Below are 25,041 nucleotides of genomic sequence, written 5' to 3'. Positions count from 1 at the left end.
TGTCGTCAATCCCTCTTTCGGGGTCGAGTCTCAATCATGGTCTGAACGGGTCCGGGGAGAGCCGGCCGGATACGCGATCCGGCCGGCCAACCCGTCAGACCTCTTCGACGCTGCTCGGCTCGCGCCGGGACAGGTCGATACCGAGCTCCTCCGCCGCGCGGAAGACGTCCTCGTCGGTGTCGCGCATCTCGATGGACATGCCGTCCGAGGACAGCACCTCCACGTTGAGGCACAGGGACTGCATTTCCTTGATGAGCACCTTGAAGGACTCGGGAATGCCGGGCTCGGGGATGTTCTCGCCCTTGACGATGGCCTCGTAGACCTTCACGCGGCCGGTCACGTCGTCGGACTTGATCGTCAGCAGCTCCTGGAGGGCGTACGCGGCGCCGTATGCCTCCAGCGCCCACACCTCCATCTCACCGAAGCGCTGGCCACCGAACTGTGCCTTACCACCCAGCGGCTGCTGGGTGATCATCGAGTACGGACCGGTCGAACGCGCGTGGAGCTTGTCGTCGACCAGGTGGTGCAGCTTGAGGATGTACATGTACCCGACCGAGATCGGGTCCGGGAACGGCTCGCCGGAGCGGCCGTCGAACAGCTGCGCCTTGCCGGACGGGAGCACCATGCGCTCGCCGTCGCGGTTCGGGATGGTGTGCTGGAGCAGACCGGCGAGCTCGTCCTCACGCGCACCGTCGAAGACGGGGGTGGCGACGTTCGTGCCGGGGTCGACCTGGTCGGCGCCGATGGCCTGGAGGCGCTGCGCCCACTCGTCCGCGAGGCCGGAGACGTCCCAGCCACGGCTGGCGAGCCAGCCGAGGTGGATCTCAAGGACCTGTCCCGGGTTCATTCGGGACGGCACACCCAGCGGGTTCAGGATGATGTCGACCGGAGTTCCGTCCTCGAGGAACGGCATGTCCTCGATCGGAAGGATCTTCGAGATAACACCCTTGTTGCCGTGGCGTCCGGCCAGCTTGTCGCCGTCCGTGATCTTGCGCTTCTGCGCCACGTAGACACGAACCAGCTGGTTCACGCCCGGCGGCAGCTCGTCGCCCTCTTCACGGTCGAAGACGCGGACGCCGATGACCTTGCCGATCTCACCGTGCGGCACCTTCAGGGAGGTGTCGCGCACCTCGCGCGCCTTCTCACCGAAGATCGCGCGGAGCAGACGCTCCTCCGGCGTCAGCTCGGTCTCACCCTTGGGCGTGACCTTGCCGACGAGGATGTCGCCTGCGACGACCTCGGCACCGATACGGATGATGCCGCGCTCGTCGAGGTCGGCGAGGACCTCTTCGGAGACGTTCGGGATGTCCCGGGTGATCTCCTCCGGGCCGAGCTTGGTGTCACGGGCGTCGACCTCGTGCTCCTCGATGTGGATCGAGGAGAGGACGTCGTCCTGCACGAGGCGCTGCGACAGGATGATCGCGTCCTCGTAGTTGTGACCTTCCCAGGGCATGAACGCCACGAGCAGGTTCTTGCCGAGGGCCATCTCGCCCTCTTCGGTCGCGGGACCGTCGGCCAGGACCTGGCCCTCGATCACGCGGGCGCCCTCGTCGACGACAACCTTCTGGTTGACGGAGGTGCCCTGGTTCGACCGGGAGAACTTGGCGATGCGGTACGTGGTGTACGTGCCGTCGTCGTTGGTGACCGTGACGTAGTCCGCGGAGACCTCCTGGACCACACCGGCCTTCTCGGCCTTGATCACGTCACCGGCGTCGACCGCGCAGCGGTACTCCATGCCGGTGCCGACGAGGGGGGCCTCGGCGGTGATCAGCGGCACGGCCTGACGCATCATGTTCGCGCCCATGAGGGCACGGTTGGCGTCGTCGTGCTCGAGGAACGGGATCATCGCGGTCGCGACCGACACCATCTGGCGCGGCGAGACGTCCATGTAGTCGACGTCCGTGCCGGGCACGTAGTCGATCTCTCCGCCACGGCGGCGGATCAGGACGCGGGCCTCGGCGAAGTGGAGGTCGTCCGTCAGCGGCGCGTTGGCCTGCGCGATGACGAAGCGGTCCTCCTCGTCGGCCGTCAGGTAGTCGACGTCGTCGGTGACCTGGCCCTCGACGACCTTGCGGTACGGCGTCTCGACGAAGCCGAACGCGTTGACGCGGCCGTACGAGGCGAGCGAACCGATCAGACCGATGTTCGGGCCTTCGGGGGTCTCAATCGGGCACATGCGGCCGTAGTGAGACGGGTGCACGTCACGGACCTCGAAGCCGGCCCGCTCACGGGAGAGACCACCCGGGCCAAGCGCCGACAGACGGCGCTTGTGGGTGAGACCCGACAGCGGGTTGTTCTGGTCCATGAACTGCGACAGCTGCGAGGTGCCGAAGAATTCCTTGATCGACGCCACGACCGGGCGAATGTTGATCAGGGTCTGCGGCGTGATCGCCTCGACGTCCTGGGTCGTCATGCGCTCGCGGACGACGCGCTCCATACGAGCCAGACCCGTGCGGACCTGGTTCTGGATGAGCTCGCCGACGTTACGCAGACGACGGTTGCCGAAGTGGTCGATGTCGTCGGTCTCGACGACGATCGACGTGCCGCTGTCGCCAACGGTCTCGACCTCACCGGCGTGCAGCTTCACCAGGTACTTGATCGAGGCGATGATGTCCTCGACCGTGAGGATGCCCGCGTCGAGCGGAGCGTCCGCACCCAGCTTCTTGTTGACCTTGTAGCGGCCGACCTTCGCGAGGTCGTAGCGCTTGGGGTTGAAGTAGAGGTTCTCAAGCAGCGTCTGAGCGGCCTCACGGGTCGGCGGCTCGCCCGGACGGAGCTTGCGGTAGATGTCGAGCAGCGCGTCGTCCTGGCCCTGGGTGTGGTCCTTCTCCAGGGTGGCGCGCATGGACTCGTACTCGCCGAACTCCTCGAGGATCTGCTCGGTCGTCCAACCGAGAGCCTTGAGCAGAACGGTGACCGACTGCTTGCGCTTGCGGTCGATGCGGACACCGACCATGTCGCGCTTGTCGATCTCCATCTCCAGCCAGGCACCCCGGGACGGGATGATCTTGGCGGAGAAGATGTCCTTGTCGGACGTCTTGTCGATCGAGGAATCGAAGTAGACGCCCGGCGAACGGACCAGCTGCGACACGACGACACGCTCGGTGCCGTTGATGACGAAGGTGCCCTTGTTGGTCATGAGCGGGAAATCGCCCATGAAGACCGTCTGGGACTTGATCTCGCCGGTCTCGTTGTTGGTGAACTCGGCGGTGACGAAGAGCGGGGCGGCGAACGTGAAGTCGCGCTCCTTGCACTCGTCGATGGAGTTCTTCGGGGGCTCGAAACGGTGGTCGCGGAACGTCAGGGACATCGACCCGGAGAAGTCCTCGATCGGGGAGATCTCCTCGAAGATCTCCTCCAGACCGGACTTGGTGGGGACGTCCTGTCCGCTGTCCAGAGCCGCCTCGACACGAGCCTTCCACGCGTCATTGCCGAGCAGCCAGTCAAAGCTCTCGGTCTGCAGCGCAAGAAGGTTCGGAACCTCGAGGGGCTCCTTGATCTTTGCAAAGGAGATGCGCAGCGGGGCGGTGCTGGCGCCGTTGTTCGTATTCGCGGTCGAGGCAGTGCGCGAGGCGGCCAAGAGGGGGTCCTTCCGAGGGCTCGGACTCACTACGCGCGTACCGGTCCCAGGCTGGACACGGAGACAGACATCCCAGGTCAGGGAGAATCAAATCCACAGTGCTCAAGCATGGGCATGCCCCTGGTGACGGGCAGGAGGCAGCTAACAGGCAGCGCAAAGGGTCAGTGTAGCCACTCGGCCCACTGATGTCCAGTGCGGGTTTTTGAAGACCCTCGTTGTTCTCAACCCCTGCTGCAAGCCACGCCCTCGATGCACATCGATACTGCCCTCTTCGCCGCCGATCCATGCCTCGGATCCGGATCGTTGTGACGACGCGTCCTGAGAATTGCGCGCTGCGTGCGGTTCGTCAAGGCCCCCCATGCCCCGACATCGCCCTGAGATCGTCACCGTCACGGGCCGTCCCGAGGCACAACGAAGATCACCATACTCGTCGGGACCGACATCGCAAGGCACCCCCGCGGGGCGCCCGTGAACGCCGAAAGGCGACCACCCACATGGGTGATCGCCTTAGGCGACCCGCGCGTTACAGCGTTACGCCGTACGAGCGGGAAACAGAGTCAGAAGACTCGTGAAGTCACTTGACCTCGACGGAGGCACCGGCGCCCTTGAGGGACTCGGCAGCCTTCTCGGCGGCCTCCTTGGTGACCTTCTCGAGGACCGGCTTCGGGGTGCCGTCGACGAGGTCCTTGGCCTCCTTGAGACCCAGGGAGGTGAGCTCGCGCACGACCTTGATGACCTGGATCTTCTTCTCGCCGGCGCCGGTGAGGATGACGTCGAACTCGTCCTGCTCCTCGGCGACCTCGGCGGCGGCGGCCGGGCCGGCGGGGGCGGCGGCGACCGCGGCGGCGGCGGTGACGTCGAACTTCTCCTCGAAGGCCTTCACGAACTCGGAGAGCTCGATGAGGGTGAGGTCCTCGAACTGAGCGAGCAGGTCTTCCTGGCTGAGCTTCGCCATGATGGGCGATCCTTCCACTAATTCGGCTGGTGCCGGGTGTATATGAAGGCGGGCGTACGTTGGGCCCGCTGCGACCGTCGCCCTAGCGGGCGGCGATCAATGCGCGAGCCGAATTACTCGGCACCGCCCTGCTCGGCCTTCTTGGCGCGAAGCGCTTCCGCGGTGCGGACGAACTTCGACGGCAGAGCCTGGAAGAGCTGCGCAGTCTGCGTCTGCTTGCCCTTCATGGCACCGGCCAGCTTGGCGAGCAGAACCTCGCGGGACTCGAGGTCCGCGAGCTTCTTGAACTCATCGGCGGACAGCGCCTTGCCGTCAAGGACACCGCCCTTGATGACGAGGTTCGGGTTGTCCTTGGCGAAGTCACGAAGACCCTTCGCCGACTCCACCGGGTCACCGGTGACGAAGGCAACCGCCGTCGGACCCTTGAAGAGGTCGTCCAGCGTGTTGATCCCGGCCTCGTTGGCCGCGATCTTGGTCAGCGTGTTCTTCACCACGGCGTACTCGGAGTTCTCACCGAGGGAACGGCGCAGCTGCTTGAGCTGGGCCACGGTGAGACCCCGGTACTCGGTCAGCACGGCGGCGTTCGAGCTGCGGAACTTGTCCGTGAGCTCGGCTACCGCGGCAGCCTTGTCGGGCGTCGGCATAGAGCGTCGGCCTCCTTCCGGGTGATGAGGACCGCTCAGAAGGGGCCGACAAAACGAAACGCCCCGGCGCAGGCGCACGGGGCGTGAGCTCAACCGAATCGCATACGATTCAGGAGCACATCCACAGTCACCTGCGCGGGTCGTCCGCCGTTTCAGCGGATCCTTCGGCCACCGCACCCTCTTGCGAGAACACGGCAACGACCAGCGGTCTTTGGCTTCTGTGGAAGAGTACGCGAACGGGGTCGCGTCAAGCAAATCCGGCGGCAACCGTCAGCCCTGGAGGCCCTTCATCTCCTTGGCGAGGTCCATGACCTGTGCCTTCGGCGGTGCCTCGACGTGCACGGGCTTGTTGTAGTCGAGGAAGGTGATGGTCATGTCGAGGCGGCCCTTGTCGCCCTTGCCACGGGCGCGGAACTGCTTGGTGTGGTCCTCGCCGTCGACCCACATGTCCATCGTGAGCTTCTCGACGCCCATGCCCTCGTACTGCTTGATGCTCTTCTCGTGACGCTTCTTGGTGGCCGCGTCCTCGTTCTCGACGAGCTTGCGCATCTGGTCCAGCGTGACCGTGCCCGTGTAGTGGGTGGTCTCGACGCCGCCGACGGTCTCGCTGCCGACCTTCTTCAGGTCCTTGGAGCCGGTCAGGAGCGTGGACTGGTCAGCCGGGTTGTTGTCGGCCTGCGCCGAGACCGAGGTGGGGGCGGACTTGCCGCCCGCCTTCTCCATGGCCTTGGCGTCGAACTTGATCCAGCTCTTGCCGTCCATCTCCTTCGCGGCCGCCTTTCCGCCGCCGAGGTAGATGCCGCCGTCGACGTAACGCAGCTCCATCTTCTCCGGGCCCTGGTCGGGCGCCGACATCTTCATCTGCATGGCGAGCGGCTTGGTGCTCATCGCCGCGTCGGCCTGGACCCGCCCGTCGCCCGGGACGGTGCCCTTCATCCGGAACGTGAACGAGGTGAGGTCCTCGGTCTTGTCCGCGGCCTTCTTCACGGCCGCCGCGGGCGCCATGTCCTGCCCCGCCTTGTCGGACTTCTCCGACCCGCAGCTGACCGCGCCGCCGGCGAGCAGCACGGCCGCCAGCGCGGCACCTGCGGCTCTCTTGCGACCCGCACGTACGGAAAAACTCATGACCCCACCCCTAGGAACACATGATCGACTCATTTGCTGATTGCAGAGAGTACCCGAGGGGCGGGGGCCGGAGCTCACGAGTTATGCCGCGGGCTGCTTGTTCATCAGGTCCTTGAAGCTCATGGTGTCCGACGCCGGCGGCTTCTCCACGTTCAGCTCGGTGCCGTAGTCGCTGTAGTAGGCCGTCTGCGAGAAGGTGCCGTTCTTCGTCTCGCCCTTCTCGCTCTTCTTGACGAGGAGGTCGTCGTCGTCGACCCAGATGTCGATCGTCTCGGTGCTGAGACCGGCCTGTTCGAACTGCTTCTTCAGCTCGGCCATCTTGTCCTCGTCCAGGTCCGCGCTCTTGGCGGTGAAGTCCGCGACGTCGACCTTGCCCGAGTAGTGCACCGCCTTCTTCCCGCGGACCTCCTCCTCGCCGACGCGCTTCACGTCGCCGGAGGCCAGCAGCATCTTCACGGACTGGTTCGGGGTGGTGTTCTGCATCTGGTCCTGGAACGCCTCACCGGCGGCGCCGCTCAGCTCGGCCAGCGTCTCGTAGTCGTACTCGAGCCAGTGCTTGCCGCCGCCCGCCTGGGCCGCGAACGTGTCACCCATGTTCGCGTAGAAGCCGTTCTTCAAATAGCGGTAGTCGAGCTCCGTCGCGCCCATCTGCTTCATCTGCTGGGCCTGGGTGCCGCCGGTGAAGGTCACCGTCACATTGCCCGTGATGCCGTCGGACCAGCCCATGACGCCCTTCATGTCCATGGAGCTCAGCGAACCCATGGTCGTCGTGCCGTCGACCCGGGCGGTGTCCGCCTTGTCGGTCGACTTCTCGACGCTGCGCAGGGCGGCTATCGGACTCAGCTTGATGCCGCCGCCGTCCTTGCCGCCCCCGTCCGCCTTGTCCGAGGAGTCACCCGAGCCGCAAGCCGTGAGCCCGGTCAGTGCGGCGACCACCGCGATCGAGAGACCGGCACGGCGCATGGTCGTGCTGTTCATGTTGTCCCACCCCTTGGCATTCATGGACCTTGCACGCTAGCGCAGGCCACTGACACACGTATCCGAAAGGCACGTACACAAACAGGACGGGCCCCGCACCTCGAAAGGTTGCGGGGCCCGTCCACAGAACGCGTACGCGACGCGGCTGCCGTCAGGTTCAGACGGCGGCCGGGTCCTCCTCGGTGAGGAGGTTGCGGGTGCGGTTCGAGTCCAGCGGAATGCCGGGGCCCATCGTGGTGGCGATGGCGGCCTTCTTGATGTAGCGACCCTTGGCGGCCGACGGCTTCAGACGGAGGATCTCCTCCAGGGCCGCGGCGTAGTTCTCCACCAGCTTGGTGTCGTCGAAGGACACCTTGCCGATGATGAAGTGCAGGTTCGAGTGCTTGTCGACGCGGAACTCGATCTTGCCGCCCTTGATGTCGTTGACAGCCTTCACGACATCGGGGGTCACGGTGCCGGTCTTCGGGTTCGGCATCAGACCACGCGGACCGAGCACGCGGCCGAGGCGGCCGACCTTGCCCATGAGGTCCGGGGTGGCGACGACGGCGTCGAAGTCCAGACGGCCCTTCGCGACCTCGTCGATGAGCTCGTCGGCGCCGACGATGTCGGCCCCAGCGGCTTCCGCGGCCGCAGCACGGTCACCGGTCGCGAAGACCAGGACCCGGGCGGTCTTGCCGGTGCCGTGCGGGAGGTTCACGGTGCCGCGGACCATCTGGTCGGCCTTGCGCGGGTCGACACCCAGACGCATGGCGACCTCGACGGTGCCGTCGAACTTGGTCGAGGAGGTCTCCTTGGCGAGACGGACGGCCTCGAGCGGGGCGTACAGCTTCTCCCGGTCGATCTTGGCGTCCGCAGCGCGGAGAGTCTTGCTGCGCTTCACTTCTGCTCCTGGTTTGTTCAGGTATGGAGTCGTGGTTCGGACCAGCGCTTGGCCCTGCCACTGAGAAAGGTCAGACGGGGGAGGAGGCTCAGCCCTCGACCGTGATGCCCATGGAACGGGCGGTGCCGGCGATGATCTTCGACGCGGCGTCCAGGTCGTTGGCGTTGAGGTCTTCCATCTTGGTCGTCGCGATCTCGCGGATCTGCGCCTCGGTGACCTTGGCGACCTTGGTCTTGTGGGGCTCGCCGGAGCCCTTCTCGACACCAGCGGCCTTCAGGATCATCTTGGCGGCCGGCGGCGTCTTGGTGATGAAGGTGAAGGAACGGTCTTCGTAGACCGTGATCTCCACCGGGATCACCCAGCCACGCTGCGACTCGGTCGCGGCGTTGTAGGCCTTGCAGAACTCCATGATGTTGACGCCGTGCTGGCCCAGCGCGGGGCCGACCGGCGGGGCCGGGTTGGCGGCACCAGCCTGGATCTGGAGCTTGATCAGCCCCGTGACCTTCTTCTTCTTGGGAGGCATTGCTCTCTCCGGGTCCTAGTGAGAGTTTTCAGCCAGCCACCCGGTCATCCGGATGGAGGCATACCGCACAACGATAACGGGTATAGTCGCGCGGCTAAAAACCGAGCAGGTCAGACCGGCTTTGGCAGCCCGTCTGACCTGTTCGGAAGCGTGTGTTCCAGGAACGTCAGTTCTTCTGGATCTGGTCGAAGCTGAGCTCGACCGGGGTCTCGCGACCGAAGATCTCGACGAGGCCCTTGACCTTCTTCGAGTCGGCGTTGATCTCGTTGATCGTCGCCTGCAGCGTCGCGAACGGACCGTCGGTGACGGTGACCGAGTCGCCCACCTCGAAGTCCAGGACCTGCACCTCGACCTTGCGGGCCGGAGCCGGCTTGCCCTCGGCCTCTGCGGCCTCGCGGGCGGCCTTCTCCTCGGCCTCCGGGGCGAGCATCTTGACGATCTCGTCCAGGGTCAGCGGGTACGGGTCGTAGGCGTTGCCGACGAAGCCGGTGACGCCGGGCGTGTTACGGACGACGCCCCAGGACTCGTTCGTCAGGTCCATGCGCACCAGCACGTAGCCGGGGAGCTTGTTCTGACGGATGGTCTTGCGCTCGCCGTTCTTGATCTGCGCGACCTCTTCCTGCGGCACCTCGGCCTGGAAGATGAAGTCCTCGACGTTCAGCGAGACGGCGCGCTGCTCGAGGTTGGTCTTCACGCGGTTCTCGTAACCGGCGTAGGTGTGGATGACGTACCACTCGCCGGGAAGGGTGCGGAGCTCCTCGCGGAGGGCCACGATCGGGTCGACCGGCTCGGCCTCCTCCTCGGGCTCGTCCGCGGCGGCCTCGGCGTCCTCCTCGTCGGCGACGTCGGCTGCGGCGGTCTCGTCCTCCTCGGACTCCGCTACGGCCTCGGCGTCGCCCTCAAGGTGGATGGCGGCCTCTTCGGCGGGCTCACCCGCGGCGGCGTCGGCAGCGTCGGCCTGGTCCGGGTCCTCGGCGTCCGCCGCCTCGACGATGTCGAGCTGGTCCTCCACGGACTCCGCGTTCTCTCCGCGAGGCTCAACGGCGTCGTTCAGGTTCGGGTCAGACACGGTGGCTGCTTCTTCCTGGATACAGAGGGGTGGAACGCGCGAAAGGGGCGCCAGGAACGGCGCCCTTCGCTATCGGCTCAGCCGAAGATGTACTTGACAGCGTGGCTGAAGCCATAGTCAATCACGGTCACGAGACCGATCATGATGACGACGAAGACAATCACCACTGTGGTGTAGGTCGTGAGCTGACTGCGAGTCGGCCAGACAACCTTACGGAGCTCCGCGACAATCTGGCGGTAGAAGAGCGCGAGACGGCCGAAGGGGCCCTTCTTGCCGCGCTTGCCGCCCTTGCGGGCCTTCTTCTTGGACTCCGGCGCCTCGTCCTGGGCATCAGGCATGTCGATGGAGCCCACGGCGTCCGTCACTCGTCCTCACCTGATTCCGGGTCGTGGCCGTGCCGCGCCCGGTTGAGCCGCACGGCGGTGCATTGCAGTACGTACATGCGCACACATCCTGGCGAAGGAGTGTGTAGCAGGGCCGGAGGGACTTGAACCCCCAACCGCTGGTTTTGGAGACCAGTGCTCTACCAATTGAGCTACGACCCTTTGATTTCCCCCAACCTACCGCATCCGCCCATGTGCACGGAGTGCGCTGAGAGAAAGCGGCCGGTGAGGGCCAACGAGCAGTGAGTGTACGTGCTCTGCGGCGCCCCGTCGAACAGAAAGGGCCGCGATGGTCTTGGAAACCCGCGCGCCGGGGCCGTTTCGGGTCTGGAACGATGGGGTCATGAGCGCTGCTACTTCACCGACCGAGCGCCGGGTGTCCGCGCGCATCGGCGCGATTTCCGAGTCCGCGACCCTCGCTGTCGACGCCAAGGCCAAGGCCCTCAAGGCCGCGGGCCGCCCGGTGATCGGCTTCGGGGCGGGCGAGCCCGACTTCCCGACTCCGGACTACATCGTCGAAGCGGCCGTAGAGGCCTGCAAGAACCCGAAGTTCCACCGCTACACGCCGGCCGGGGGCCTCCCCGAGCTGAAGGCCGCGATCGCCGCGAAGACCCTCCGCGACTCGGGTTACGAGGTCGACGCGTCGCAGATCCTGGTGACCAACGGCGGCAAGCAGGCCATCTACGAAGCGTTCGCCGCGGTCCTGGACCCGGGCGACGAGGTCATCGTCCCCGCACCGTTCTGGACCACGTACCCGGAGTCGATCCGGCTCGCGGGCGGTGTCCCGGTCCCGGTCGTCGCCGACGAGACCACCGATTACCGCGTCTCGGTCGAGCAGCTCGAGGCCGCGCGCACGGAGCGCACGAAGCTCGTGCTCTTCGTGTCGCCGTCGAACCCGACGGGCGCCGTCTACAGCGAGGCCGACGCCGAGGCGATCGGCCGCTGGGCCGTCGAGCACGGCCTGTGGGTCATGACCGACGAGATCTACGAACACCTCGTCTACGGAGACGCGAAGTTCACCTCGCTCCCCGCGATCCTTCCCGAGCTGCGCGACAAGTGCATCGTGGTCAACGGCGTCGCCAAGACGTACGCGATGACCGGCTGGCGGGTGGGCTGGATCATCGGCCCCAAGGACGTCGTCAAGGCGGCGACGAACCTGCAGTCGCACGCCACGTCCAACGTCTCCAACGTCGCGCAGGCCGCCGCGCTCGCCGCCGTCTCCGGTGACCTGGTCGCCGTCGAGAAGATGCGCGAGGCCTTCGACCGGCGCCGCCGGACCATCGTGCGGATGCTCAACGACATCGCGGGCGTGGTCTGCCCCGAGCCCGAGGGCGCCTTCTACGTGTACCCCTCCGTGAAGGGCCTCCTCGGCAAGGAGATCCGCGGCAAGCGCCCGCAGGACTCCGTCGAGCTGGCGGCGCTCATCCTGGAGGAGGCCGAGGTCGCGGTCGTTCCCGGTGAGGCCTTCGGGACGCCCGGCTACCTGCGCCTGTCGTACGCGCTCGGCGACGAGGACCTCGTCGAGGGCGTCTCGCGGCTCCAGAAGCTGCTCGCCGAGGCCCGCGACTAGGGACCCGGCAGGAACGTGCGGGCCGCGTCTCTTCGGAGAGGCGGCCCGTTTCTTCGTTCGGAGGGGGACCCGAAGGGGGAAAGCCGCTACCGGGACGCCAGGTGCATACGGCAAGATCCTCGAATGGAGCGTGTACGAGACGAGCGTGTGCGGGACGTACGAGAACTGCCGAAGGCCCATCTCCACCTGCACTTCACCGGGTCGATGCGGCCCACCACCCTGCTTGAGCTTGCCGACAAGTACGGCGTGCGTCTTCCGGAGGCGCTGACCGGCGCCGAGCCGCCGAAGCTGCGCGCGACCGACGAACGCGGCTGGTTCCGCTTCCAGCGGCTCTACGACGCCGCGCGCTCCTGTCTGCGCGAGCCGGAGGACATCCAGCGCCTGGTGCGCGAGGCCGCCGAGGAGGATCTGCGCGACGGGTCGGGGTGGCTGGAGATCCAGGTCGACCCGACGTCCTACGCGCCCAGGCTCGGCGGTCTCATCCCGGCCCTGGAAATCATCCTGGACGCCGTCGAGAGCGCCTCGCGGGAGACCGGCCTCGGCATGCGCGTCCTGGTCGCCGCGAACCGCATGAAGCACCCGCTGGACGCCCGCACGCTGGCGCGGCTCGCGGTGCGGTACGCGGACCGGGGCATCGTCGGCTTCGGGCTCTCCAACGACGAGCGGCGCGGCATGGCGCGGGACTTCGACCGGGCCTTCGCCATCGCACGCGACGGCGGTCTGCTCGCGGCGCCGCACGGCGGTGAGCTGACCGGGCCCGCGTCGGTGCGGGACTGTCTGGACGACCTGGAGGCGGCGCGCATCGGGCACGGGGTGCGGGCCGCCGAGGATCCGCGGCTCCTGAAGCGGCTCGCGGACCGGGGCGTCACGTGTGAGGTGTGCCCGGCGTCCAACGTCGCCCTGGGGGTCTACGAAAAGCCGGAGGACGTCCCCTTGCGGACGTTGTTCGAGGCGGGGGTGCCGATAGCGCTCGGGGCTGACGACCCGCTGCTCTTCGGGTCGCGCCTCGCCGCCCAGTACGACATCGCGCGCGCCCACCACGACTTCACCGACGCGGAGCTGGCGGAGCTCGCCCGGCAGTCGGTCCGCGGCTCGGCCGCGCCCGTCGACGTACAGCAGAAGATGCTGGCCGGGGTGGACGAGTGGTTGGTGAACTGACGGTCATCAGCCGCTGGTGATGCCCTTGAGCAGGGTGCGGGCGACTGCGGCGGCGAACTCCTCGACGGGCTGCGGGGGCCGCTTGCCGACCGTCGCGTCGTAGGCGAAGGCGCGCTGCGCGCAGGCGCCCATGAGGAGCGAGGCGGCGGCGAACGTGTCGGCGTCGGGTGAGATCCGGCCGGCGTCCCGCTCGGCCCGCAGATAGGCGTCCAGGGCCTCGATGGGCACGTGGGGGCCCGTGCCCATCTCGCGCATGGAGTCCTCGTGGCGGCGCTTCAGCTGGGTCTCCGCGTACAGGGAGGCCGCGATCGGGAAACTCTCCGCGTAGAAGTCGCTGGCCAGTCTGGCGATTTCGGTGAGGTTCTCCAGGACGCTGCGCTCCCCCGGCTTCTCCACGAGCTCGCTCAGGAGCGGGTTCAGCCTGGGCAGTCTCTCCCGGAGCACGCTCACGAACAGCTCTTCCTTGCTCGCGAAGTGCTTGTAGAGCGCTGCTTCGGAACACCCCGCCGCCTTGGCGATCTCCTTGGTGGTGGCGCGGGCCAGGCCGCGCGTGAACATGAGCTCGTGGGCCGCGTCGAGGAGGCGGGCCCGGGTGGGCTTCTGCTGCATGGGCCGTCCAACCTGTCTTGACGAAGGGGTGAGTGCGTACTCACTCTAGGGGGTGAGTGAATACTTACCCACCTTGGGAGGGTGCGCGATGAGGCTCACGGTGTTCGGTGCGACCGGTGGCATCGGTCAGGAGATCGTCAGGCAGGCGCTCGCGGCAGGGCACAAGGTCACGGCGGTGGTGCGCGATCCGGCACGTCTGACGGTGACCGGCGAGGGGCTGGAGGTGTTCCGCGCGGACGTCCGGGACACGGAGGCGGTGCGCCCGGCGGTGACGGGCCGGGACGCGGTCCTGTCGGGGCTCGGTGCCCGCAACCGCGCGGACGCGGCCAGGGGCGTCGCGACGGAGCTCACGCGCGGTGTGCTGCGGGCGATGGACGCGGAGGGCGCGCGGCGGCTGCTGGTCGTGAGCGCGGCCCCGGTGGGCCCGGAGCCCGCGGACTCGCCGTTCTTCGACCGCGCCCTGCTGGGGGTGATCGGCCGGGTCCTCAGGGACGTCTACACCGACCTGACCGCCATGGAGGCCGAGTTGGCCGCCAGTGCGACGGCCTGGACCTCGGTCCGGCCGCCGCGTCTGACGGACAAGCCTCTTACCGGCCGCTACCGCAAGGTGGTGGACGGCTCGCCGCGTTCGGGGCGGATGATCGGGCGCGCGGACGTGGCGCACGCGATGCTCGGCATGATCGACGACCGGGACACGGTGAAGCGGGGCGTGGGCGTGGCCTACTGACCCGCCCGTGCCTGTGGTGGCCCAACAGGTGTGGTGGCCCAACAGGTGGTGGCCCTACAGGCTGACGCCCACCGTCACCGGCTCGTTGACCAGGGTGACCCCGAAGGCGTCCCGCACTCCGGCGACGACCTCGCGGGCCAGCTCCAGCAGGTCCTCGGTGGTCGCGCCACCGCGGTTGGTGAGCGCGAGCGTGTGCTTGGTGGAGATGCGGGCCCTGCCCTCTCCGTAGCCCTTGGTGAAGCCCGCCTTGTCGATGAGCCAGGCGGCGGAGGTCTTCACGCGGCCGTCGCCCGTCGGGAAGGCGGGCGGGGTGATGTCCGCGCCGAGGCGTTCGCTCACGCGCGCGTGGAAGGCGGTGAACTCCTCCTCGGTGAGGATGGGGTTGGTGAAGAACGATCCGGCGGACCAGCTGTCGTGGTCCTCGGGGTCCAGCACCATGCCCTTGCCCGCGCGGAGCTTGAGGACGGTCTCCCTGGCGACCGCGGCCGGGACCCGGTCCCCCGCCTCGACACCGAGCGTGCGCGCCGTCTCGGGGTACTTGAGGGGGGCGCTCATCCCCTGCGCGTCCTCCAGCCCGAAGCGGACCCGCAGCACCACGAAGCGGTCGGGATCGGCCTTGAAGCGGCTGTGACGGTACGAGAAGTCGCACTCGGCGTTCGCCATCACGACCGTCTCACGCGTCTTCCGGTCGTACGCGACCACCTCGGTGATCGTCGAGGAGACCTCCTGGCCGTACGCCCCGACGTTCTGGATCGGCGTCGCGCCCGCGGAGCCGGGGATTCCGGCGAGGCATTCGATGCCCGCCAGACCCGCTTCGACGGTGCGGGCGACCGCGTCGGTCCAGACTTCGCCGGCCGCGAGCTCCAGCTGCGTGCCGTCGAGTGCGAAGCCCTGGGTGGCGATGCGCAGGGCGGTGCCGTCGAAGCCCTTGTCGCCGATGACCAGGTTCGAGCCGCCGCCGATGATCAGCAGTGGGGTTCCTGAGTCGTCGGCCTCACGGACGGTGGCGATCACCTCGGCGTCGGTCGTCGCGGTGATCAGGCGGGTCGCGGGGCCGCCGAGCCGGAAGGTGGTCAGCGGGGCGAGCGGGGCATCGTGGAGTTCCTGCACGTGCTCAAGAGTACGAGAACGGCCCCACCGGTCGGGGCGGGGCCGTTCTCGTGGGCCTCTCAGACGGTGATCAGCTCGTCCTGGGACGAGGCGGCAGTCGCCCCGGTCCCTTCGGCCGTCCGCCGACGGGACGGGATGCAGAGCGCCGCCACCGCCGCGAGGGCCACCACCCCGGCGCCGACCCACAGCGCGGGCTCCAGGCCGTTCACGAAGTCCCAGCCGGACTCGTAGCCGCCCTGCGCCGAGAAGATCGAGGACATCACGGCGATGCCGAGGGCGCCGCCGACCTCGCGCAGTGCGTTGTTGGCGCCGGACGCGATGCCCTGCTCCTGCGGTCGCACGCTGGACATGACCAGGTTGGAGGCCGGTGCGAAGTACAGGGACATCCCGATGCCGCTGATGATCAGCGCGGGCAGCTGGACGGTGTACGAGGCGTCGGGCGCCACCACGACGGCGTACCAGGCCAGACCCACGGCCTGGAGGAAGAGGCCCGCGGCGACGACAGGGCGGCCGCCGATCCGGTCGGAGAGATAGCCGGCCAGCGGCGAGATGAGCATCGGCATGCCGGTCCAGGGCAGCATGCGCACCCCGGCCTCGGTGGGCGAGTAGCCGAGGACGATCTGCATGTACTGGCTGAGCAGGAAGATCGAGCCGAACATCCCGAGGAACATCAGCAGGCTCGCGGCGTTGATGCCCGCGAACGCACGGCTGCGGAAGAGGCGCATCGGCAGCATCGGCGCCTCGTGGCGCATCCCGTGCCGGATGAAGCCCGCGAGGAGGACGGCGCCCGCGGTCAGGCTGACGAGGACGGTGGCGCTGGACCAGCCGTCGATGGGGCCGCGGACCAGGGCGTACACGACTCCGAAGAGCCCACCGCTGGCGAGCAGGGTGCCGATCAGGTCGAGGCGCGCGCCGGGGGCGTGGGACTCGGCGAGGCGGAGCCGGGCGAGCGGCAGCAGGGCGAGGCCAAGCGGTACGTTCAGCCAGAAGATCCACTGCCAGGAGACGTGCTCGGTGAGGCTTCCGCCGATCAGCGGGCCACTGGCGACCGCGAGGCCGTTGACGGCGCCCCATATGCCGTACGCCATGCCGCGCTTGGCCTGCGGTACGGCTGCCGTGAGCAGGGTCAGCGTGAGCGGCATCATGATCGCGGCGCCGACACCCTGCACCGCGCGGGCGGCGATCAGCGCGTCGAGGCCGGGTGCGAGCGCCGCGGCGGCGGAGGCCGCGGTGAAGACCGTGAGACCGACGGCGAAGAGCCGACGGCGCCCGAACCGGTCCCCCAGGGCGGCGCCGAACATCAGCAGGACGGCGAAGGTGAGGGTGTAGGCGCTCACCGTCCATTCGAGGTCGTGCAGGGCGCCCCCGAGGTCCTCGCGGATGGAGGGCAGGGCCGTGGTGACGACGAGGTTGTCGAGTGCCGCCATGAACCCGGCGACGCTGGTGATGACGAGGGCCCAGACCATTCCCCCGCGCGATGTCGCCTCTGCTGGCTGCGCTTTCTGTTCCGGCATTGCTTTCCCCTGTGGTTAGTTATTGATGACTAACTTTTGTGGGTACAGAAGGAGTCCCCCTGCCCCCCGTACGACTCACGCGTTGGGCTGTGCCGAGTCGTAGAAGCCGGTCCACACCCGGTGCTCGGGCCGGAACCCCATCGACACCAGGACGTTGATCAGCATCCCGTAGGCCAGGAACTGCGTCGTCTCGTCGACGTCCGCCCCCAGCGCGAGGCGGACCGTGTCGTACATCTCCATCCAGGCGGCCCGCAGCGCGTCGCCGAACTCCCGGTCACCGGACGCCTCCGCGGAGGCCACGGCGACGTACATCTGCATCTGCATGAGCAGCTTGTCCGGGTCGTCGGCGATGAGGGCCTGATAGGCCCTGCCCATGGCGTGCAGGGCCTCCTCGCCCTCGAACCCCTCGGCCGCCTTGCGGAAGACCTCCGTGACCTCCTGGCAGCACCGCCCAGAGGCGGCGAGGAAGATGGCCTGCTTTCCCGGAAAGAGGCGGAAGAGATACGGCTGCGAGACACCCACCCGCTTGGCGATCACTTCGGTGGAGGTGCCGTTGTAGCCACCGCGGGCGAACTCGACCATTGCCGCGCGGATGACGCTTTCGCGCCGCTCCTCTGCGCTCATCCTGACCATGCGGATAAGTTAGTGGCCAATCACTAAGCGGTCAAGCGCGTCTGCGGGCGGACACTCAGGGCGCACGTAAGGGGCGCCCTCCCTTGGAGAACGCCCCTTACCCGTGCGGTCGCAAGTCGTGGCCGTCAGCCCTCGGACCTCGGCTCTCAGCCCTCAGCCCTCAGCCCTCAGCCCTCAGCCCTTCAGGCAAGCCGCACGACGGCCCGAGACATGCCGAGGACCTTCTGGTCGCCGCTCTTCGCGAGCAGGTCGACGCGCACGCGGTTGTCGTCCATCACGGCCGCCACCTTGGCACTGACCTCTATGGTCGCGCCCTTGTCGTCGTTCGGGACGATGACGGGCTTGGTGAAGCGCACGCCGTACTCGACGACGGCTCCCGGGTCGCCGACCCAGTCCGTCACGACGCGGATCGCCTCGGCCATGGTGAACATGCCGTGCGCGATGACGTCGGGAAGGCCGACCTCACGGGCGAACTTCTCGTTCCAGTGGATCGGGTTGAAGTCCCCGGAAGCGCCCGCGTACCGCACGAGAGTGGCGCGTGTCACGGGGAAGGTCTGGGCCGGCAGCTCGGTGCCGACCTCGACGTCGTCGTACGCAATCTTCGCCGTCATCGCCTCAGGCCCCTTCTGCCGCAGGCTCCGCCGCCCGTGCGACGAGCTTGGTCCAGGCGGTCACGACGTGCTCGCCGGCCTCGTCGTGGACCTCTCCGCGGATGTCCACGATGTCGTTGCCCGCCATCGACTTGATGGCCTCGATGGTCGAGGTCACCGTGATCCGGTCACCCGCGCACACCGGGCGGGTGTAGGCGAACTTCTGGTCGCCGTGCACGACGCGGCTGTAGTCGAGGCCCAGCTGCGGGTCCTCGACGACCCGGCCCGCGGCCGCGAACGTGATCGCGAACACAAAAGTCGGCGGGGCAATCACATCGGGATGACCGAGTGCCTTGGCCGCTTCCGTGTCGACGTACGCGGGATTACTGTCCCCCACGGCCGCCGCGAACTCGCGGATCTTCTCCCGGCCGACCTCATAAGGATCACTGGGGGGATAGGAACGCCCCACGAAGGACTGGTCGAGCGCCATGGACTCGGCACCTCCTGCGGTTGGTTTCGTTGCGGATGGCTTCGCACAACACGACGCGAGGCCGCCCCCAAGAATCGGGGACGGCCTCGTGTACGAGCCTGTGTTTAGCGCGTTTCGCGGTGCGCAGTGTGCGCGTTGCAGCGCGGGCAGTGCTTCTTCATCTCAAGACGGTCCGGGTCGTTACGCCGGTTCTTCTTGGTGATGTAGTTCCGCTCCTTGCACTCCACGCAGGCCAGCGTGATCTTCGGGCGGACGTCGGTGGCAGCCACGTGAGTGCTCCTTGACGGACGGATGGACGGATGAACGCATACAAATAGTAGCCGATCGAAGGACCGACCCCACAATCGGCTACCAGTAGTAGCGGTGACCGGACTTGAACCGGTGACACAGCGATTATGAGCCGCTTGCTCTACCGACTGAGCTACACCGCTGCGATGCCGGATCACCCCGCCCGGAGGCGGGGATCACTCGACATCAGAGCCCCAATGCGGAATCGAACCGCAGACCTTCTCCTTACCATGGAGACGCTCTACCGACTGAGCTATTGGGGCGAGCGATGAAGACATTACACGGTTGGTCGCCGATCGCCCAAATCCGTTTCGCCAGGGCTGTCCGGGGCATCGGACGGCCCGTCTCAGGCGTCTGTGAGCACCCCATCCGTGCACTCGCACCACACCGGTACGACTATTCCGCTCCTCCTCGAAGCGGGCCTTCCGCCGTCCTAGGCTCGACGCGCGCTGCGTGATCTTGATGCCTCGACGACTGCAGCCGCCCCCCGAGCCAGAGGAGCGCGATGCCCGACAGCCAGCCGCAGCAGCCCCACTCCTCCGGTGCCTCCGGACCCTCCGGGCCCGGTTCCGGTTCCACCGCCGACTCCGGGGCCCTGCTGCTCAGCGGCGCCCGGCTCACCGACGGCCGGACCGTGGACGTCCGGCTCGGCGGCGGGCACATCGAGGCGGTCGGCACGGCGGGCAGCCTGAGTGCCCACACGGCGCGCGTGGACCTCGCCGGCTACCTCCTGCTGCCCGCGGCCGCCGAGCCCCACGCGCACGGCGACACCGCGCTGTCGGCGGACACGGCGGGACCGGTCTCGTACGACGCCCCGGACGTCCAGCGCCGCGCCACCGAGGCGGCGCTGCTGCAGCTCGGGCACGGCGCCACGGCGCTGCGCTCGCACGTGCGGATCGGCGACGTCCAGGGACTCGGCCCCTTGGAGGCGGTACTGCAGGCGCGGCGCTCGCTCCGGGGCCTGGTCGACCTGACGGCCGTCGCCGTGCCGCGGCTGCTGACCGGTGTCGCGGGCGCGGACGGGCTCGCCATGTTGCGGGACGCGGTGAAAATGGGCGCCTCCGTAGTGGGCGGCTGCCCCGATCTGGACCCTGATCCCACGGGGTACGCGGAGGCGGTCCTGGAGATCGCCGCGGAGCACGGCTGCCCCGTCGACCTGCACACGGACGGTGACGATCCGGCGCGCCTGGGACGGCTCGCCGCGATGGCGGGGGGTCTGCGGGCCGGTGTGACGCTCGGCCCGTGCGCCGGGCTCGGACGGCTGCCCGAGGACGTGGCCGCGCGCACCGCCGAGCAGCTCGCCGCGGCCGCGGTCACGGTGGTCTGTCTGCCGCAGGGCGGCTGCGGGAACGCGGAGCGGCGCGGGGTGGCCCCCGTGCGGCTGCTGCGGTCGGCGGGGGTGCGGGTCGCCGCGGGCAGCGGGGCCATGCGGGACGTGTCGAACCCGGTGGGGCGCGGGGATCCGCTGGAGGCCGCGTACTTGCTGGCGTCGCGGTGCGGGCTGCGGCCCGAGGACGCGTACGGCGCGGTGAGCGGGGCGGCGCGGGCGGCCATGGGGCTGTCGGAGGTGCGGGTGGAGGCGGGCTTCCCCGCCGAGCTGCTGGCCGTGCGCGGCGACCGTCTCGCGGGTGCGCTGTCGCTCGCGTACAGCCGGATCGTGGTGCACCGGGGACGGGTCGTGGCGCGGACCAGTGCGGTGCGCGAGTACTGCGATTCGGCGGCGGCGGTGGCGTTGGACCTGCCGCGCCAGGGGCGGTCGACGGGGGCGGTGCCGGGGCGGTCCGCGGGGGACGAGCCGTCGGCGTGAGGGTGGTCCGTTTGCGTGGGGGTGCTCCGCTCGTGTGGGAGGGTCCGTTTGCGTGGGAGTGCTCCGCTTGCGTGGGAGTGCTCCGCTTGCGTGGGGGGTCTGTTTGCGTTGGGGTACTCCGCTTGCGTGCGGGCGATCCGCTCGGCTGAGGGTGGTCCGCTCGCGTGCGGGCGATCCGCTCGCGTGCGGGCGATCCGCTTACATGAAGGTGCTCCGCTTGAGGGCATGTGACGATCCGTCGGGGGTCCCCGCGCGCGTGGTGAGCGCTCGGGTCCGGCCTGCCGTACGGTCGGGAGTATGCGCATTGTCATCGCTGGAGGTCATGGTCAGATCGCGCTGCGGCTGGAGCGCCTGCTCGCCGCGCGCGGTGACGAAGTCGCCGGGCTGATCCGTAACGCCGGGCAGGAATCCGACCTGCGCGACGCCGGTGCCGAACCGGTGCTGTGCGACCTGGAGTCGGCTTCCGTCGACCAGGTCGCGGAGCATCTGCGCGGCGCCGACGCGGCCGTCTTCGCGGCGGGCGCGGGGCCCGGCAGCGGCGCCGACCGCAAGAACACCGTGGACCGCGGTGCGGCCGTCCTCTTCGCGGACGCGGCGGAGCGGGCCGGAGTGCGGCGCTACGTCGTCGTGTCGTCCATGGGCGCCGACCCCGCGCACCAGGGCGATGAGATCTTCGACGCCTATCTGCGGGCCAAGGGCGAGGCCGACGCGGACGTACGCGCGCGTGCCGCCCTCGACTGGACGATCCTGCGTCCCGGGATGCTGACGGACGACGCGGGCACCGGCCTCGTACGCTTGGAGGCGTCGACCGGGCGCGGGCCGGTTCCGCGGGACGACGTGGCCGCGGTTCTTGCCGAGCTCCTGGAGACACCGGCGACGGCGGGACTGACGCTGGAGCTGGTCAGCGGGTCCGTGCCGGTGTCGGTGGCGGCCAAGTCGGTCGCGGGCAACTGACGGTCGGCCGGAGGGGCCGTAGGGGCCGGGAAAGGCGCCTGAGGGCCCCTCAGGGCCTCTCAGAGCTCCTCAGAGCCCCTCAGAACAGCGGGAGCTGTCCGGGGTGGTCCGGGACCACGTAGCCGTCCAGAGCGGGCTGTGCGGCGCCCAGATGGGCCTGCCTGCGGGAGCCGGGGCAGGAGACCAGGTCACCGGCGCCGCGCGGGCCGGGCGGGTCGTGACGGGCGAAGCGGCCGCCGACGACGGCGATCTCGCGGCGGCACTCCGGGCAGTTTCTGCGACGGGACGACATGTGATCAGTGTGCCCACCTGGGTTGCCTGCGGCTCGTCGACCCCGCGCGACGTTCCGGAGCGCGCCGGATGCACGTACGAACACTGATGCGCGTACGAAAGGACGTCCGGGGCGGACCTCCACAGTTCTGGCTGTTGCCGCAGGTCAACGACGCGTACGTCAACTACGCCAGGCAATGGAGCGGTTGAGCAACTCCCCCGCGAACGCAGCCCTATCCTGACCGTCATGGAACCCGCCGTGATCGGAGCCCGGCTCGCGTCGAGCGTCGTGGGGCCGCTGATCAGAAAGCTGTTCCAGCCCGAGGGCGCCGGGGCCGATCTCGTCGACAAGCCCGTCCGTGTGTCCCGTCTCGTCTCCTTCCGGGGCGAGAAGCGCACGCTCTCCGACAAGGATCTGTACAAGATCGCGGAAGAGCTGGTGAAGCGGGCCGCTCACTCCACCGGCGTGGAGGAACTGCTTCCGTCGTTCGAGAAGCGAGCCGTCATCCACGCCGTCACCGACTCGCTGCGTTCCCTCGGAACGCTCGAAATGGACGACGTACAGGCGGTGCGCCTCGGCCACCTGGCGCTCTCCCAGCATCTGCGCGCGCAGAACAGGACGGCGACGCTGGGCCTGTCCCACGACGCGGTCACACTGCACGCGGGCGTCCTGGACACCGCCTGCCTGCACATCCTGAACTTCTTCACCCAGCGGTCCACGTTCGTCCCGCGCACCCTTCTGGAACAGAGCCGCGGAATCGAGGAGTTGACCAGGAAGATCGACTCCCTGATCACCCGGTCCCCGTCGCCCGCGGACGGCCCCTTCGAGGACCGGTACGCGCACTACATCGCGACCAAGCACGGCAAGCTGAGCATCTTCGGCCTCGACCTGTCGGGCGCACCGGAGAGCTGGCGGCTCGATGTGGCGTATCTGCGGCTGAACGCGGCCGCCGACGTGTTGAGCACCGCGCCCACCATGGTCCCGGCCGACCACGTCCTCGCGGGACGCAACCGCGTACTCCTGCGCGGGCTCGCCGGCTCCGGGAAGACCACGCTCATCCAGTGGCTCGCGGTGTCCACGGCGAAGAGGTCCCTGAACGAACAGCTGCTCTACCTCTACGGACTCGTACCGTTCGTGCTCCCGCTGCGCACCCTGACACGCAGCGGCGCACCTCTCCCGACACCCGACAAGTTCCTGTCGGCCGTGGACTGCCCGATCGCGGGCAGCCAGCCGCACGGGTGGATCGACAGGGTGCTGCAGGCGGGGCGCGGGCTCATCATGATCGACGGGATCGACGAGATCCCCGAGGACGACCGCCACGACGCCCGCCGCTGGCTCCGGGAGTTGCTGAGCGCGTACCCCGACAACCGCTGGCTCGTCACCTCGCGGCCGTCCGCCGTACGGGAACGCTGGCTGCACGACGACGACTTCGCCGAGCTCGACCTGGCCCCCATGAAGCGCGACGACATCGCCGAGTTCATCCAGCGGTGGCACAAGGCGGCCGGCATCAGCGACCAGTACGCCAGCGAGCTGCTGCGTGCGGTGCGGGCCCAGCGAGACCTGAGCAAACTCGCGATCAACCCGCTGATGTGCGGGCTGATCTGCGCGCTGCACCAGGACCGCCGCGGATACCTCCCCCAAGGCCGCAAGGAGATCTACGACGCGGCCCTGTCGATGCTGCTGTTCCGGCGCGACCGCGAGCGCGGTGTCCACAAGTGCGGGCCCATCCATGTCAGCGAGGCCGAGCACATCCAGCTGATCCAGAAACTGGCCTACTGGATGATCCGCAACGGCCGCTCCGAGATGACCCGCACCGACGCGGTGGAGCTCCTGGGCCAGGTCCTGCCCGCCATGCCCAAGGTCGCCGAGCAGGGCACACCGGAGGCCATCTACCGGCATCTGCTCGTCCGTAGCGGCCTGCTGCGGGAGCCGAGTGCGGACTCCGTGGATTTCGTCCACCGCACCTTCCAGGACTACCTGGGGGCGAAGGCGGCCGTCGAAGGGCTCGACTTCGACTTCCTGATCGCCAACGCGCACCTGGACCAGTGGGAGGACGTCATCAGGATGGCGGTGGCCCACGCGCGGCCCACCGAGCGCACGTACCTGCTCACCGGCCTGATCAGGCGCGAGGACGCTTCCCGCCAGGGCAGGGACCGCCTGCACCTCCTCGCGGCCGCCTGCCTGGAGCACGCGACCGAGCTCGCCCCTTCGGTACGGGCGGAGGTGCAGGGGCGGGCGGCGGCCCTGATCCCGCCGCGCTCACCGGACCAGGCGCGTGCGCTGGCGGCGATCGGACCCTTCGTACTGGAGTTGCTGCCCGGGCCGCGAGAGCTGCCGCCGCGCCCCAACGCGCCGGACCCGTTCGCCACGGACGCCCAGAAGGCGCAGGCCGTGGCGGAGGAGGCGGCCTACTGGGCGGTGGCCGACGAGGCGTACTTCACCGTGCTCACGGCCACGCCGATCCCCACGGACGCCGCGATCGAGCTGCTCGCCAAGTACCGCGACCACCCGGACCTACGGGTCCGCAACGAGCTCGCACGCGCGTGGGACAGGTACGACACGGACCTGTACGGCCAGGAGGTCGTCGCCCACCTCGACGAAGACGGTCTCTACTTCCCCGTGTCGAAGCTGCCCGAACTGCACGCACTGCGCAGCTTCGGCGGCCGCTCCCACATCAAGATCACGGGCGAGCTCGCCGTGGACGAATTCGTCGCCATATGTCCGGGGCAGCGCCTCACCCATCTGTGGGTGGAGGCGGACATGGGAGCCACGTGGGACTGGCTGAGCCTCTTCCCCAAGCTGTGCGAACTCACCATCGAAACGCTCCACCCGAGCATCGACGTCAGCACCCTGGAACGGGTCCGCAGCCTGCTCACTCTCCGTGTCCCCGAGGAGACCACGCTCATCGGCACGGACCTGCTTCCGGAGTCCACGACAGTCGTACGGGGACGCCTGGGCCCACTCTGACGCCCGCCCCGCCGCCGACCCTGGGACCACAAACGAAGAAACCCCCTCCGGTCTACGTTTCCGCAGTTCGGAGGGGGTTTACCTTCATGTGGCGGCGCCAGGATTCGAACCTGGGAAGGCTGAGCCGGCAGATTTACAGCGGGCTGGCTTCGCGCGTCCTGACCTGCAAATCCACAGGTTGCCGTGACCACTGGGGGACGTATGGGGGACGCCCCG

The 25,041-nt window shown here is 68.5% G+C and carries 23 protein-coding genes and 3 tRNA genes; 6 read left to right on the top strand and 20 right to left on the bottom strand.

What is annotated here, in order from left to right; translation table 11 throughout:
- Nucleotides 1–94: 94 nt before the first annotated feature.
- The 10 genes from rpoB to NOO62_RS24010 form a co-directional block, all read right to left on the bottom strand.
- Entirely contained in the window at nucleotides 95–3,580 is a 3,486-nt protein-coding gene (rpoB, locus tag NOO62_RS24055; RefSeq protein WP_055564544.1) for a DNA-directed RNA polymerase subunit beta, read from the bottom strand.
- Between the two features lie 574 nt (nucleotides 3,581–4,154).
- Nucleotides 4,155–4,535, bottom strand: coding sequence for a 50S ribosomal protein L7/L12 (gene rplL / locus NOO62_RS24050; RefSeq protein ID WP_268772952.1), 381 nt, complete (start codon nucleotides 4,533–4,535; stop codon nucleotides 4,155–4,157).
- 113 nt (nucleotides 4,536–4,648) lie between these two features.
- Nucleotides 4,649–5,179: a 50S ribosomal protein L10 gene (gene rplJ / locus NOO62_RS24045; protein ID WP_268772951.1), complete on the bottom strand. Its 531-nt coding sequence runs from the start codon at nucleotides 5,177–5,179 to the stop codon at nucleotides 4,649–4,651.
- Between the two features lie 270 nt (nucleotides 5,180–5,449).
- Nucleotides 5,450–6,304 carry an LppX_LprAFG lipoprotein gene (locus tag NOO62_RS24040; protein WP_268772950.1) on the bottom strand — a complete coding sequence of 285 codons (855 nt, stop codon included), beginning with the start codon at nucleotides 6,302–6,304 and terminating at the stop codon, nucleotides 5,450–5,452.
- An 81-nt stretch (nucleotides 6,305–6,385) separates the two neighbouring features.
- Nucleotides 6,386–7,282: a hypothetical protein gene (locus tag NOO62_RS24035; RefSeq protein WP_268772949.1), complete on the bottom strand. Its 897-nt coding sequence runs from the start codon at nucleotides 7,280–7,282 to the stop codon at nucleotides 6,386–6,388.
- Nucleotides 7,283–7,439: 157 nt separating this feature from the next.
- Complete coding sequence (gene rplA / locus NOO62_RS24030; protein ID WP_268772948.1) at nucleotides 7,440–8,162, bottom strand: 50S ribosomal protein L1; 723 nt, start codon at nucleotides 8,160–8,162, stop codon at nucleotides 7,440–7,442.
- Nucleotides 8,163–8,250: 88 nt separating this feature from the next.
- A complete protein-coding gene (gene rplK / locus NOO62_RS24025) occupies nucleotides 8,251–8,685 on the bottom strand; it encodes a 50S ribosomal protein L11 (protein ID WP_055547825.1) in 435 nt (144 codons plus the stop codon).
- Between the two features lie 166 nt (nucleotides 8,686–8,851).
- Nucleotides 8,852–9,754 (bottom strand): transcription termination/antitermination protein NusG, encoded by a 903-nt coding sequence (gene nusG / locus NOO62_RS24020; RefSeq protein WP_268772947.1) that lies wholly within the window; start codon nucleotides 9,752–9,754, stop codon nucleotides 8,852–8,854.
- 77 nt (nucleotides 9,755–9,831) lie between these two features.
- Complete coding sequence (secE, locus tag NOO62_RS24015) at nucleotides 9,832–10,119, bottom strand: preprotein translocase subunit SecE (RefSeq protein ID WP_055564537.1); 288 nt, start codon at nucleotides 10,117–10,119, stop codon at nucleotides 9,832–9,834.
- A gap of 107 nt (nucleotides 10,120–10,226) precedes the next feature.
- Nucleotides 10,227–10,299: transfer RNA gene (locus NOO62_RS24010), tRNA-Trp, on the bottom strand.
- Between the two features lie 181 nt (nucleotides 10,300–10,480).
- Here NOO62_RS24010 and NOO62_RS24005 point away from each other — a divergent pair.
- Nucleotides 10,481–11,707 (top strand): pyridoxal phosphate-dependent aminotransferase, encoded by a 1,227-nt coding sequence (locus NOO62_RS24005; RefSeq protein ID WP_268772946.1) that lies wholly within the window; start codon nucleotides 10,481–10,483, stop codon nucleotides 11,705–11,707.
- Between the two features lie 123 nt (nucleotides 11,708–11,830).
- Complete coding sequence (locus tag NOO62_RS24000) at nucleotides 11,831–12,865, top strand: adenosine deaminase (protein ID WP_268772945.1); 1,035 nt, start codon at nucleotides 11,831–11,833, stop codon at nucleotides 12,863–12,865.
- Nucleotides 12,866–12,871: 6 nt separating this feature from the next.
- Here NOO62_RS24000 and NOO62_RS23995 read toward each other — a convergent pair whose 3' ends face one another.
- The gene (locus NOO62_RS23995; protein ID WP_268772943.1) at nucleotides 12,872–13,474 is read right to left on the bottom strand and encodes a TetR/AcrR family transcriptional regulator; all 603 of its coding nucleotides are present in this window, start codon (nucleotides 13,472–13,474) and stop codon (nucleotides 12,872–12,874) included.
- 88 nt (nucleotides 13,475–13,562) lie between these two features.
- On the opposite strand from NOO62_RS23995, the gene NOO62_RS23990 reads away from it, so the two are divergent.
- Complete coding sequence (locus tag NOO62_RS23990; protein ID WP_268772942.1) at nucleotides 13,563–14,201, top strand: NAD(P)-dependent oxidoreductase; 639 nt, start codon at nucleotides 13,563–13,565, stop codon at nucleotides 14,199–14,201.
- 54 nt (nucleotides 14,202–14,255) lie between these two features.
- Here the strand turns inward: NOO62_RS23990 and NOO62_RS23985 are convergent, their stop codons facing one another.
- The 8 genes from NOO62_RS23985 to NOO62_RS23950 form a co-directional block, all read right to left on the bottom strand.
- Complete coding sequence (locus NOO62_RS23985) at nucleotides 14,256–15,311, bottom strand: UDP-N-acetylmuramate dehydrogenase (RefSeq protein ID WP_414930873.1); 1,056 nt, start codon at nucleotides 15,309–15,311, stop codon at nucleotides 14,256–14,258.
- 59 nt (nucleotides 15,312–15,370) lie between these two features.
- Nucleotides 15,371–16,825 (bottom strand): DHA2 family efflux MFS transporter permease subunit, encoded by a 1,455-nt coding sequence (locus NOO62_RS23980; protein WP_268772941.1) that lies wholly within the window; start codon nucleotides 16,823–16,825, stop codon nucleotides 15,371–15,373.
- Nucleotides 16,826–16,900: 75 nt separating this feature from the next.
- Nucleotides 16,901–17,449 (bottom strand): TetR/AcrR family transcriptional regulator, encoded by a 549-nt coding sequence (locus tag NOO62_RS23975; RefSeq protein WP_268775745.1) that lies wholly within the window; start codon nucleotides 17,447–17,449, stop codon nucleotides 16,901–16,903.
- 191 nt (nucleotides 17,450–17,640) lie between these two features.
- Nucleotides 17,641–18,069: a MaoC family dehydratase gene (locus NOO62_RS23970; protein ID WP_268772940.1), complete on the bottom strand. Its 429-nt coding sequence runs from the start codon at nucleotides 18,067–18,069 to the stop codon at nucleotides 17,641–17,643.
- 4 nt (nucleotides 18,070–18,073) lie between these two features.
- Complete coding sequence (locus NOO62_RS23965) at nucleotides 18,074–18,538, bottom strand: MaoC family dehydratase N-terminal domain-containing protein (protein WP_268772939.1); 465 nt, start codon at nucleotides 18,536–18,538, stop codon at nucleotides 18,074–18,076.
- A 104-nt stretch (nucleotides 18,539–18,642) separates the two neighbouring features.
- Entirely contained in the window at nucleotides 18,643–18,807 is a 165-nt protein-coding gene (rpmG, locus tag NOO62_RS23960) for a 50S ribosomal protein L33 (protein WP_004571794.1), read from the bottom strand.
- An 89-nt stretch (nucleotides 18,808–18,896) separates the two neighbouring features.
- Nucleotides 18,897–18,969 (bottom strand) — tRNA-Met (locus tag NOO62_RS23955).
- Nucleotides 18,970–19,016: 47 nt separating this feature from the next.
- A tRNA-Thr gene (locus tag NOO62_RS23950) sits at nucleotides 19,017–19,089 on the bottom strand.
- A 242-nt stretch (nucleotides 19,090–19,331) separates the two neighbouring features.
- Between NOO62_RS23950 and NOO62_RS23945 the strand changes: the two genes are divergently transcribed.
- A complete protein-coding gene (locus NOO62_RS23945) occupies nucleotides 19,332–20,633 on the top strand; it encodes an amidohydrolase family protein (RefSeq protein ID WP_268772938.1) in 1,302 nt (433 codons plus the stop codon).
- A 297-nt stretch (nucleotides 20,634–20,930) separates the two neighbouring features.
- Entirely contained in the window at nucleotides 20,931–21,587 is a 657-nt protein-coding gene (locus tag NOO62_RS23940; protein ID WP_268772937.1) for an NAD(P)H-binding protein, read from the top strand.
- Between the two features lie 79 nt (nucleotides 21,588–21,666).
- On the opposite strand, the gene NOO62_RS23935 is transcribed toward NOO62_RS23940, so the two are convergent.
- Entirely contained in the window at nucleotides 21,667–21,879 is a 213-nt protein-coding gene (locus NOO62_RS23935) for a hypothetical protein (protein ID WP_268772936.1), read from the bottom strand.
- A gap of 225 nt (nucleotides 21,880–22,104) precedes the next feature.
- Here NOO62_RS23935 and NOO62_RS23930 point away from each other — a divergent pair, with 225 nt between their 5' ends.
- Nucleotides 22,105–24,825: an NACHT domain-containing protein gene (locus NOO62_RS23930; RefSeq protein WP_268772935.1), complete on the top strand. Its 2,721-nt coding sequence runs from the start codon at nucleotides 22,105–22,107 to the stop codon at nucleotides 24,823–24,825.
- Nucleotides 24,826–25,041 lie beyond the last annotated feature (216 nt).

Source organism: Streptomyces sp. Je 1-369 (assembly GCF_026810505.1).
Lineage (GTDB): Bacteria > Actinomycetota > Actinomycetes > Streptomycetales > Streptomycetaceae > Streptomyces.
This window is presented reverse-complemented; position numbering and strand designations above follow the sequence as displayed.